10 protein-coding genes and 1 pseudogene are annotated in these 10589 nt (G+C 69.0%); 1 reads left to right on the forward strand and 10 read right to left on the reverse strand.

The window, feature by feature from the left end; genetic code table 11:
• A pseudogene (locus AC1D15_RS08385) lies at positions 1-297 on the forward strand (hypothetical protein); the annotation flags it as partial.
• On the opposite strand, the gene queC reads toward AC1D15_RS08385, so the two are convergent.
• The 10 genes from queC to AC1D15_RS08435 form a co-directional block, all read right to left on the reverse strand.
• The gene (queC, locus tag AC1D15_RS08390; RefSeq protein ID WP_477825620.1) at positions 255-992 is read right to left on the reverse strand and encodes a 7-cyano-7-deazaguanine synthase QueC; all 738 of its coding nucleotides are present in this window, start codon (positions 990-992) and stop codon (positions 255-257) included. The pseudogene AC1D15_RS08385 and the gene queC sit on opposite strands and share 43 nt — an antisense overlap.
• Complete coding sequence (locus AC1D15_RS08395; RefSeq protein WP_477825621.1) at positions 989-2293, reverse strand: glutamate-5-semialdehyde dehydrogenase; 1305 nt, start codon at positions 2291-2293, stop codon at positions 989-991. The genes queC and AC1D15_RS08395 overlap by 4 nt, the downstream gene beginning before the upstream one ends.
• Before the next feature lie 31 nt (positions 2294-2324).
• Entirely contained in the window at positions 2325-3311 is a 987-nt protein-coding gene (locus tag AC1D15_RS08400; protein ID WP_047501543.1) for a dipeptide ABC transporter ATP-binding protein, read from the reverse strand.
• Positions 3308-4279: an ABC transporter ATP-binding protein gene (locus AC1D15_RS08405; RefSeq protein ID WP_465111429.1), complete on the reverse strand. Its 972-nt coding sequence runs from the start codon at positions 4277-4279 to the stop codon at positions 3308-3310. Before AC1D15_RS08405 ends, AC1D15_RS08400 begins: the two co-directional genes overlap by 4 nt.
• A 5-nt stretch (positions 4280-4284) precedes the next feature.
• Entirely contained in the window at positions 4285-5202 is a 918-nt protein-coding gene (locus tag AC1D15_RS08410) for an ABC transporter permease subunit (protein ID WP_477825622.1), read from the reverse strand.
• A gap of 10 nt (positions 5203-5212) precedes the next feature.
• Positions 5213-6220 carry an ABC transporter permease subunit gene (locus AC1D15_RS08415; RefSeq protein ID WP_465111427.1) on the reverse strand — a complete coding sequence of 336 codons (1008 nt, stop codon included), beginning with the start codon at positions 6218-6220 and terminating at the stop codon, positions 5213-5215.
• Positions 6221-6322: 102 nt separating this feature from the next.
• Complete coding sequence (locus tag AC1D15_RS08420; protein WP_047501535.1) at positions 6323-7930, reverse strand: ABC transporter substrate-binding protein; 1608 nt, start codon at positions 7928-7930, stop codon at positions 6323-6325.
• A gap of 85 nt (positions 7931-8015) precedes the next feature.
• Positions 8016-9053, reverse strand: a complete 1038-nt coding sequence (locus AC1D15_RS08425; RefSeq protein ID WP_477825623.1) for an AEC family transporter — start codon at positions 9051-9053, stop codon at positions 8016-8018.
• A gap of 27 nt (positions 9054-9080) precedes the next feature.
• Complete coding sequence (locus tag AC1D15_RS08430) at positions 9081-9302, reverse strand: hypothetical protein (RefSeq protein WP_477825624.1); 222 nt, start codon at positions 9300-9302, stop codon at positions 9081-9083.
• A 99-nt stretch (positions 9303-9401) separates the two neighbouring features.
• Positions 9402-10217, reverse strand: a complete 816-nt coding sequence (locus AC1D15_RS08435; protein ID WP_477825625.1) for a phosphate/phosphite/phosphonate ABC transporter substrate-binding protein — start codon at positions 10215-10217, stop codon at positions 9402-9404.
• Between the last annotated feature and the right edge of the window lie 372 nt (positions 10218-10589).

Below are 10589 nucleotides of genomic sequence, written 5' to 3' on the forward strand. Positions count from 1 at the left end.
GGCCAGTTCGTGCTGACCGACGTCGGCCGCCACGAACTGCAGACGCTGGGCGTCACGTTGCCGGCGGCCGGGGCCAAGCGCCAGGCCTATGCGTGCCTCGACTGGTCGGAGCGCCGCGACCACCTCGCCGGGGGCCTGGCCGTCAGCCTGCTCGACCACGCGATCGAGCACGGCTGGCTGCGCCGCGTCGACGGCTCACGCGCGTTGACGCTGACGCCGGACGGCCGGCGCGCCCTCGCGCCGTGGCTGTCGGCTCAGCCGGCGCGTTCGGTGTCGGCGAACGGCATCGCGCCGTGACGGCGCCATGCACCGTAGCCGCGCGAGCGCAGCGCGCAGGCCGGGCACTGCCCGCAGCCGTAGCCCCACTCGTGGCGCTGCGTGCGCTCGCCGAGGTAGCAGGTGTGGGTGTGCTCGACGACGATCTCGGTCAGCGCTTCGCCGCCCAGTTCGTCGGTCAGCGCCCAGGTCTGCGCCTTGTCGAGCCACATCAGCGGCGTCTCGATCGTCATCGGCGTGTCCATGCCGAGGCTCAACGCGACCTGTTGCGCCTTCAGCGTGTTGTCGCGGCAATCGGGGTAGCCCGAGAAGTCGGTCTCGCACATGCCACCCACCAGCACGCTGAGCCCGCGGCGGTAGGCCACGGCGGCGGCGAACGTGAAGAACAACAGGTTGCGGCCCGGCACGAAGGTGTTCGGCAGGCCGCTCGCGTTCATCTCGATCGCGCGCGACTTGGTCAGCGCGGTGTCGGAGATCTGGCCGAGCAGCTGCAGGTCGAGCAAATGATCGTCGCCGAGCTTGCCGGCCCAGCGCGGGAACTTCGCATGCAGTTGCGCGCGCACGTTGAGCCGGCATTCCAGCTCGACGACGTGGCGCTGGCCGTAGTCGAAGCCGATGGTCTCGACGTGGGCATAGCTTTCGAGTGCCCATGCGAGGCAGGCGGTGGAATCCTGGCCGCCGGAGAACAGCACCAGGGCGGATCGCGGATCGCTCATGTGCGCACTTCCCCTTGGCCGAGCACGACCCATTTCATCGACGTGAGCCCTTCCAGGCCGACCGGGCCGCGCGCGTGGAACTTGTCGGTGCTGATGCCGATCTCGGCGCCCAGCCCGTACTCGAAGCCATCGGCGAAGCGCGTGCTGGCATTGACCATCACGCTGGCCGAATCGACCTCGCGCAGGAAGCGCATCGCGTGACCGTGGTGCTCGGTGAGGATCGCATCGGTGTGGTGCGAGCCGTGGCGGTTGATGTGCGCGATCGCCTCGTCGACGCCATCCACCAGCTTCACGCTGATGATCGGGGCGAGGTATTCCTCGTTCCAGTCCTGCTCGCTCGCGGCCGTGAGCGTGAGCCCGGCCACCGGCTGCAGCAGCGCGAGCGCACCCGCATCGCAGCGCATCTCGACGCCCTTCGGCGCCCACAGTGCGCCCAGGCGCGGCAGGAAGGCGGCCGCGATGTCGCGGTGCACCAGCAGCGATTCGGCCGCATTGCAGGGGCTGTATTTCTGCGTCTTCGCGTTGTCGGTCACGCGCAGCGCGAGTTCCAGATCGGCCTGCGCATCGACGTAGACGTGGCAGTTGCCGTCGAGGTGCTTGATCACCGGCACGCGCGCCTCGCGGCTGATGCGCTCGATCAGGCCCTTGCCGCCGCGCGGGATGATCACGTCGACCGCTTCCGGCGACGAGATCAGGTGGCCGACGGCGGCGCGGTCGGTGGTCTGCACCAGCTGCACCGCATCGGGCGGCAGGCCGGCCTCGGCCAGCGCCGCCTGCACCAGCTTCCACAGCGCGAGGTTCGAATGGATGGCTTCCGAGCCGCCGCGCAGGATGCAGGCGTTGCCGCTCTTGATCGCGAGCGATGCGGCCTCGATGGTCACGTTCGGGCGGCTCTCGTAGATCATGCCGAACACGCCCAGCGGCACGCGCATCTGGCCCACGCTGATGCCGCTCGGCCGGCGGCGCAGCCCGGTGATCTCGCCGATCGGGTCGGGCATCGCGGCGATCTGCTCGCAGCCTTCGGCGACGGTGGCCAGCACCTTGGGCGTGAGTTTCAGGCGATCGACCATCGGGGCGGCCAGGCCGGCGGCCACGGCGGCGTCGATGTCCTGCTGGTTGGCCTGGGCGAGTGCGCCGCCGTCTTCGCGCAGCCGGCGCGCCAGCGCGAGCAGCGCGGCGTTCTTCGCGGCGGTGGAGGCGGCAGCCATTCGACTGCTGGCGGCGCGTGCCCCGGCGCCCATGTGGGCGATCGCGGCCTGGAGGTCGTTCGAGGTCATGGGGGCGATTGTCGCAAACCCCATGCCGGCCAGGGTCGTTGCGGGAATCGCCCTGTCAGGCCAGCTCCTCCGAGCGATGGCAGGCCGCCAGTTGCCCCGGCGCCACCTCGGCCAGCACCGGCACCTCGACGCGGCAGCGCTCGATCGCATGCGGGCAGCGCTTGTGGAACGCGCAGCCGCTCGGCGGGTTCAGCGGCGACGGCAGCTCGCCGGCCAGCACCGCCTTCTGCGCGCGCGAGGCGGCATCAATGCGTGGCGTGCTCGCCAGCAAGGCCCGCGTGTACGGGTGGCGCGGCGCGGCGAACAGCTGCCGCTTCGGCGCCTTCTCGACCACCTTGCCGAGGTACATCACCAGCACCTCGTCGGCGATCAGCTCGACCACCGCCAGGTTGTGCGAGATGAAGACGTAGGCCACCTGCGTCTCTTCCTGCAGGTCCATCAGCAGGTTCAGCACCTGGGCCTGGATCGACACGTCGAGCGCCGACACCGGCTCGTCGGCGACGACGATGCGCGGCGAAAGCATCAGCGCGCGCGCGATCGCGACGCGCTGGCGCTGGCCGCCGGAGAACATGTGCGGATAGCGCTGGTGGAACTCCGGGCGCAGCCCGACGCGCGCCATCATCGCGCGCGCGCGCTCGGTGCGTTCGGCGGCCGACAGCGTGGTGTTGATGACCAGCGGCTCCTCGAGCGCATGGCCGATCCTCTTGCGCGGGTTCAGGCTTGCGAACGGGTTCTGGAACACCATCTGCACCTCGCGGCGCAACCGCTTGCGGGTGGCCGCATCGGCGTTCGCGACGTCGACGCCGGCCAGCACCAGGTGGCCGGTGGTCGGCGCCTCGATCATCGTGATCTGGCGCGCGAGCGTGCTCTTGCCGCAGCCGGATTCGCCGACCACGGCCAGCGTGCGGCCGGCCTTCACCTCGAACGACACGCCGTCGAGCGCGCGCGCCAGCGCCTTCGGCTTCAGGAAGCCCTGCGAGACCGGGTAGTGCTTGGCCAGGTCGTTGGCGACGAGCACGACTTCATCACGTTCGGTCGTCATGCCGCCACCTCGGTCAACGGAAAGAAGCAGCGCGCCTGCGCGCCTTCGGGCCCGTACAGCGCCGGCCGCTCGGCACGGCACCTGTCCTGCACGCGCGGGCAGCGCGGCGACAGCAGGCAGCCGCCCGGCCGGTCGTACGCCCCCGGCACCACGCCGGGCATCGAGCTGAGCCGGCGCCGGCCGATGTTGTGCTCCGGCAGCGCCGACAGCAGCGCCTCGGTGTACGGGTGGCGCGGCGCCTCGAAGATGCGCGGCACGCCGGCCGTCTCGACCACCTCGCCGGCGTACATCACCTGCACGCGCTGCGCGACCTCGGCGACCACGCCCAGGTCGTGCGTGATCAGCATCAGCGCCATGCCGCGTTCGCGCTGCAGGCGCAGCAGCAGCGCGAGCATCTGCGCCTGGATCGTCACGTCGAGCGCGGTGGTCGGCTCGTCGGCGATCAGGAGCCGCGGGTTGCAGGCGATCGCCATCGCGACCATCACGCGCTGGCTCATGCCGCCCGACAGCTGGTGCGGATAGGCATCGAGCCGCCGCTCGGCATCGGGAATCTCCACGTCCTTCAGCAGCTGCAGTGCGCGCGCCCGCAGCGCCTTCTTCGAGCCGCCCTCGTGGATGCGCAGCGTCTCCATCAGCTGGTAGGCCACCGTGAAGCACGGGTTCAGGCTGCTCATCGGATCCTGGAAGATCATCGCGATGTCGCGGCCCAGCATCTGCCGGCGCTGCTTCAGCGGCATCGTCAGCAAATCATGGCCGTCGAAGCGCAGCGCCTGCGCCGAGACCCGGCCGGGCTCGTCGATCAGGCCCATCAGCGCGAGCGCGGTCACGCTCTTGCCCGAGCCCGATTCGCCGACGATGCCCACCACCTCGCCCGCATCGATGCGCAGGCTCACGCCGTCGACCGCCTTGAACGGCGACGCGACCGGGCCGAACTCGACCCGCAGTTGATCCACTTCGAGCAAGGGCATCGGTCTTATCTCTTCAGCTTCGGGTCCAGCGCGTCGCGCAGCCCGTCGCCCATCAAATTGAAGGCCAGCACCGACACCAGGATCGCGAGACCCGGCAGCGTGACGACCCACCACGCGCTCTGGATGAACTCCAGCGCGCTGGCCAGCATCGAGCCCCATTCGGGCGTCGGCGGCTGCGCGCCCAGGCCGAGGAAACCGAGCGCAGCCGCATCGAGGATGGCGGTCGAGAAGCCGAGCGTGGCCTGCACGATCAGCGGCGCAGCGCAGTTCGGCAGCACGGTGTCGAACATCAGCCGCAGCGTGCCGGCACCGGCCAGCCGCGACGCGGYGACGTAGTCCTTGCCCAGCTCGCCGATCACCGCGGCGCGCGTCAGCCGCACGAAGTGCGGCAGCATCACGATCGCGATCGCGTACATCGCGTTCATCAGCCCGGGGCCGAGGATCGCCACCACCGACACCGCGAGCAGCAGGCTGGGCAGCGCCAGCATGATGTCCATCAGCCGCATGATCGTGAACTCGATGCCGCCGCGGAAGAAGCCGGCCAGCAGGCCGAGCACGACGCCGATGCTCAGCGACAGCCCGACCGACACCAGGCCGATCAGCAGCGACAGCCGCGTGCCGTGGATCAGCCGCGACAGCACGTCGCGCCCGACCGGATCGGTGCCGAGCAGGAAGCGGTGGCCGTTGACCGGCTCCCACGACGGTGCATGCAGCGTCGCGTCGCGGTACTGCTCCGACGGCGAATAGGGCGCGATCACGTCGGCCAGCAGCGCGCACAGCAGCAGCGCGATGACGACCGCGAGGCCGATGATCGCGCCGCGGTTGCGGCGGAAATCGCGCCACAGCTCGACGAGCTGCGTCGGCGGGGTGCCGGTCTCGGGCGATGCGGTGACGGTGGCTTGCGGGGGGCTTGCTGGATTCATCGTGCCGCCCTCAGTGGTGCCGGATGCGTGGGTTGATCACGCCGTACAGGAGATCGACCACCAGGTTGACCGCGATGATCACGGTGGCCGACATCAGGATGCCGCCCTGCACCGCCGGGTAGTCGCGCCGGTGGATCGCCTCGACCAGCCACTTGCCGATGCCGGGCCACGAGAAGATCGTCTCGGTGAGGATCGCGCCGGCCAGCATCGTGCCGACCTGCAGGCCCACCGTCGTGACGACCGGGATCAGCGCATTGCGCAGGGCATGGATGCCGACCACGCGCCAGGTCGACGCGCCCTTGGCGCGCGCGGTGCGCACGTAGTCCTCGCGCAGCACCTCGAGCATCGACGAGCGCGTCATGCGCGCGATCACCGCCAGCGGGATGGTGCCGAGCGCGACCGCCGGCAGGATCAGGTGCGAGACTGCGCTGCGGAACGCACCGGGGTCATCGGACAGCAGCGAGTCGATCAGCATGAAGCCGGTGACCGGCGGGATGTCGAACTGGATCGCGATGCGGCCCGACACCGGCGTCCAGCCGAGCGTGACCGAGAACAGCAGGATCAGCAGCAGGCCCCACCAGAAGATCGGCATCGAGTAGCCGGTGAGCGAGGCGCCCATCACGGTGTAGTCGTAGACGGTGTTGCGCTTCATCGCGGCCAGGATGCCGGCCGGCAGGCCGATCGCGAGCGCGAGGAACAGCGCGACCATCGACAGCTCGATGGTGGCCGGGAACAGCGTCAGGAATTCGCGGAAGACCGGCTCGTGCGTGATGGTCGACAGGCCCAGGTCGCCATGCAGCGCGCGCCAGACGTAGTCGAGGTACTGCTGCCACAGCGGGCGGTCGAGGCCGAACTCATGCACCAGGCGCGTGTAGCGCTCGGGCGTCATGCCGCGTTCGCCGGACATGGCTTCGACCGGGTCGCCCGGCAGCAGGCGGATCAGCGAGAACACCAGCAACGTGATGCCGATGAAGGTCGGCAGCACCAGCGACAGGCGTTTGGCGAGGAAGGAAATCATGTGGAAGGTGCCAAGCGAGGAGCGGGCCGAGCGCCGGGCCGCCCCAAGCCGGCCCGCATCCCCTCGGGGGATCGGCCGGCGTACCCGCCGGCCGAGGGGTCGTCATTTCGCGAGGTCGACCTTGGTGAAGTAATGGTGCGCCGTGGCATCCATCTTGTAGCCGATCACTTCCTTGCGCACCGGATCGAAGCGCACCGAGTGGGCGATCGGGATCCACGGCGCTTCTTCGTGCGCGATCTCCTGGGCCTTGGCGTACAGCGCGGCGCGGTCGGCCTGCTTCGTCACGGCCTTGGCCTTCTGCACCAGCTCCTCGAAGCCCTTGTCGCACCAGCGCGCGACGTTGCCGCCACCCTTCACCGCCGAGCAGCCCAGCAGCGGCACGAAGAAGTTGTCGGGGTCGCCGTTGTCGCCGGACCAGCCGAACATCATCGCGTGCTGTTCACCGGTCTTGCTGCGCTTGCGGTACTCGCCCCACTCGAAGGTGATCAGCTTGGTCTTCACGCCGATCTTCTCCCAGTCGGCCTGGATCAATTCGGCCATGCGCTTGCCGTCCGGGTTGTACGGGCGGGTCACCGGCAGGTACCACAGCTCGACCTCGGTGCCGTTCGGGAAGCCCGCCTTGGCCAGCAGTTCCTTGGCCTTGGCCGGGTCATACGCGTAGTCGGTGACCTTGTCGTTGTACGACCAGAGCGTCGGCGGGATCGGGTTCTTGGCCGGCTGGCCGGCGCCCTGGAACACCGAGTCGAGGATCGCCTTCTTGTTGACGGCCATGCTCAGCGCCTGGCGCACCTGCTTGTTGTCGAACGGCTTCTTCTCGACGTTGAACGCGATGTAGCCGACGTTCAGGCCGTTCTGCTGCACCAGGTTGATGTTCGGGTCGGTCTTCATCAGCGCGACGTCGGCCGGCTTCGGGAAGGCCATCACATGGCACTCGCCGGTCTTCAGCTTGGCGTAGCGCACCGAGGCGTCGGTGGTGATCGCGAACACCAGGTTGTCGATCTTCGGGCGGCCGCCCCAGTAGGCGTCGAAGGCCTTGTAGCGGATCACCGCATCCTTCTGGTACGAGACGAACTGGAACGGGCCGGTGCCCACCGGTTCGCGGTCGAGCGCCTCGGGCGTGCCGGCGGCCTTCATCTTCTCGCCGTACTCGGCCGACAGGATCGACGCGAAGTCCATCGCCATGTTGGCCATGAACGGGGCCTCGGCCTTCTTCAGCACGAACTTGACCGTCATCGCGTCGACCTTCTCGACGCGCTCGACGATGTCCTTCATGCCCATGTCCTCGAAGTACGCGTAGGTCGCGCCCGGCTGGGTCTTGGCCAGCGGGTGGTTCGGGTCGGCCATGCGGTTGTACGAGAACAGCACGTCGTCGGCGTTGAAGTCGCGCGTCGGCGTGAACTTGGCGGTGCTGTGGAACTTGACGCCCTTGCGCAGCTTGAAGGTGTAGCTCAGGCCGTCGGCGGCGGCACTCCAGCTCTCGGCCAGCGCCGGGATGATGTTGGTGGTGCCGGTGTCGAACTCGACCAGGCGGTTGAACATCGGCACGGACACCGCATCGAACGTGGTGCCGGTGGTGTAGTACTGCGGGTTGAAGCCTTCCGGGCTGCCCTCGGAGCAGTAGACCAGCGTCTTGGCCGCGAACGATGCGCCCGCGCAGGCCAGCAGGCAGGTGGCCGCAAGGGCCTGGAGGGGGAAGCCGCGAAGTTTCATGGGGGTGGGTCCTGAGAAGGGTTGTCCAACGTCTGAAGGAAAGGCGCCGCCTTGTGGGCAGCGCGGCGGATGATAGCGCGCTGGCCTAGGCCAGCACGCCGGGCAACCACAGCCACAGCGGTGCCGTCAGCATGTAGCCGCAGGTCGACAGCACGATCGCCGCGGTGGCCTCGGCTTCGAGCGCCGTGTAGCGCTGCGCGAAGATCAGCGCATTGCTTCCGATCGGCAGCGCCGCCGCCATCACCACCACCGCCAGCGGCAGCCCCGAGAGCGCGAAGCCCCAGTGGCCGACGACCAGCACCAGGGCCGGCAGCACCAGCAGCTTGAGCACCGAGATCACCACGGCACCGCGCACGGCGCCCTGGATGCCGTAGTACGCAAGTGACATGCCAATCAGCACCAGGCACAGCGGCACGACCGGCAGGCCGAGCTGGACCAGCACCTCGTCCAGCACCGCGGGCATCGCCAGGCCCGACAGGTTCCACGCCAGCCCGGCCAGCACCGGCAGCGTCACCGGATGGATGATGGTGTTGCGGGCGGTCCGCGYCAGCGTGCGCCCCAGGTGGGCGCTCGAATGCCCCTGCCGCACCCGCGAATCAGGGTACCTGCGTGCTTCGCACTCCGGTGTTCGGCCTTGGGGCGGCCCGGCGGCCTCACGCGCCAGGTCGAACTCGACCAGCGCGGTGAGCACCGTCAGCAGCGTCAGCGCATGCAGGCTGACGATCGCGACGTGGATCGACAGCCCGGCCTCGCCGAACAGCGCGGTGGCGAGCGGGATGCCGACCTGCACCGTGTTGCCGAAGCTGGCCGAGATCGCGCGCACGCTGGGTGCGGCCGTCGGGAGCGTGCCGGCACGCACGCGCGGCCGCTGCCAGGCGTAGACGCCGAGCAGCAGCGCGAGCACCGGCACGAAGAACGCGACCAGCGTGCCCCACGGCATGCCGACGAGGTCGAGCCGCGACGTGGTGCGAAACAGCAGCGCCGGCACGAAGATGTAGAACGCGGCGTTGCCCAGCACGCGCGCAGGGTCGTTCTCACCCAGCCAGCGCAGGCGGCCGGCCAGGTAGCCGAGGGCGACGATCAGGAAGATGACGAGGAGCTTGAGCAGCACTGGCGGCGACATCGCCCCAGTATCGATCAAGCCCTCGCGTCAACCGGGTGTCGTTGCGGCAGCGGCGGGGTTGACCCGCTTGGTCGGCATGCTCAGCCAGTAGACCTTGACGCCGCGGCCGAGGGCGGTGCGGTCGATCGCGGCCACCTTCTGCTGGTCGACCTCGTAGGTGGCTGAGCCCGGGGTGCTGGCGCAGGCGCCCAGCAACGCCACGGGCAACAAAGCGGGCAGAACACAGAACGCACGAACAACACGCAGCATGGCGGGCTCCTCGGGAAACGTTTCCGGGCTTCCCGAGATTAGGCGTCGCGCGGCCGCAGCGCAACCGGCACGAACCCGAGCCCCCCAGGGCCAGCGGCCCTACAGGCCCAGCCAGGTCCCGATCGACATCAGCGCCGCGTCGTCGTAGCGCACGAAGCCCTGGAACTTGGTCGGTTCGAGCTTCTTGCGGCCTTCGTCGGTGCCGTCCAGCCCGAGCAGGTACTCACGCACCTTCTCGACCTGCTCGGCCGACAGGTTGGGGCTCGCGATGATGTGCTTGATCGGCACCGGCTTGGACTTGAACATCACCTTGCCGCCTTTGGCCAGCCAGTCCTTGACCACCGCGTTGGACGCCGTCGCGCCGGCCTGCGTCAGGTTGTTCTCGACGAAGAACGGCACCGCGTCCTGGTAGCGGGTGTAGGTGGTGGCGACCAGCTTCGGGTCGCCGATGGCGTCACGCAGCGAGGCGCGGACCATCCAGGCGGTGATCGAGTCCTCGTCCGGCGCGCCCAGCTTGCGGCCCTTCAGGTCGGCGAGCGACGCCACCGGCGAGTCGGACTTCACGAGGAAGCTGGCGCGGTACTCCAGGAAGCCCTTGGTCACCGCGACCAGCTTGTAGCCGGGGTTCTTCATCGCGGCGATCGAGATGTGCGCCGGGTGCACCATCGCCAGGTCGTAGGCCTTCTCGGCCAGCCCGCGCTTGAGCGACGGGTAGTCGCCGATCGGCTCGATGCTGACCGGCTGCTTCAGGATCTTGCCCAGGTCGGCCGCGATCGCGGCGTACTTGGCCCGGATCTCTTCGCTCGGGACGCGGTAGGTCACGCCCTCGTTGACCGCAAAGACCAGGGCCTGCGCCCAGGGCGCGCAGGCGGCGAGCGCCACCGCGGCCAGCCATCGGAAGTCACGCAGTTTCATTCGGAATCCCTGTTCCTGTGTTTGACGCCTGCGGCCCCAACGACAGGCCGCGCCGCCGCATCACCCCGGAGCATCGACGGTCGCCAGATGTGACAACCGGTAACCGAACCGAGTGTGTGCGCACTTGTAGTGGACGCAGTGTCGCACTACACAGGAGTCACAACATGCCGCTACGAGAGACTCGACGTGACAAATGTCGTGACTAGAGAATGAATGAATACCCGGGAGTAACGTTTAAACCCCAATTCAAGCCCCGCCGTCGGCCGCCTTCTTCGTGACCTTCCGGACCGCCTTCTTGGCCGGGGCCTTGGCAGCCGGGGCCTCGGCCTCGGCCGGCGCTGCGGTCTTCGCGGCCGCGGCCTCGCCCGCGGC

The sequence above is a fragment of the Rhizobacter sp. P2_H2 genome (assembly GCF_056403375.1).

Excerpts from the sequence above, each read along its gene's own strand:
- queC (WP_477825620.1), bottom strand. The coding sequence starts at position 992 with ATGAGCGATCCGCGATCCGCCCTGGTGCTGTTCTCCGGCGGCCAGGAT.
- AC1D15_RS08430 (WP_477825624.1), bottom strand. The coding sequence starts at position 9,302 with ATGCTGCGTGTTGTTCGTGCGTTCTGTGTTCTGCCCGCTTTGTTGCCC.
- AC1D15_RS08405 (WP_465111429.1), bottom strand. The coding sequence starts at position 4,279 with ATGCCCTTGCTCGAAGTGGATCAACTGCGGGTCGAGTTCGGCCCGGTC.
- AC1D15_RS08415 (WP_465111427.1), bottom strand. The coding sequence starts at position 6,220 with ATGATTTCCTTCCTCGCCAAACGCCTGTCGCTGGTGCTGCCGACCTTC.
- AC1D15_RS08400 (WP_047501543.1), bottom strand. The coding sequence starts at position 3,311 with ATGACGACCGAACGTGATGAAGTCGTGCTCGTCGCCAACGACCTGGCC.
- AC1D15_RS08435 (WP_477825625.1), bottom strand. The coding sequence starts at position 10,217 with ATGAAACTGCGTGACTTCCGATGGCTGGCCGCGGTGGCGCTCGCCGCC.
- AC1D15_RS08420 (WP_047501535.1), bottom strand. The coding sequence starts at position 7,930 with ATGAAACTTCGCGGCTTCCCCCTCCAGGCCCTTGCGGCCACCTGCCTG.
- AC1D15_RS08395 (WP_477825621.1), bottom strand. The coding sequence starts at position 2,293 with ATGGGGTTTGCGACAATCGCCCCCATGACCTCGAACGACCTCCAGGCC.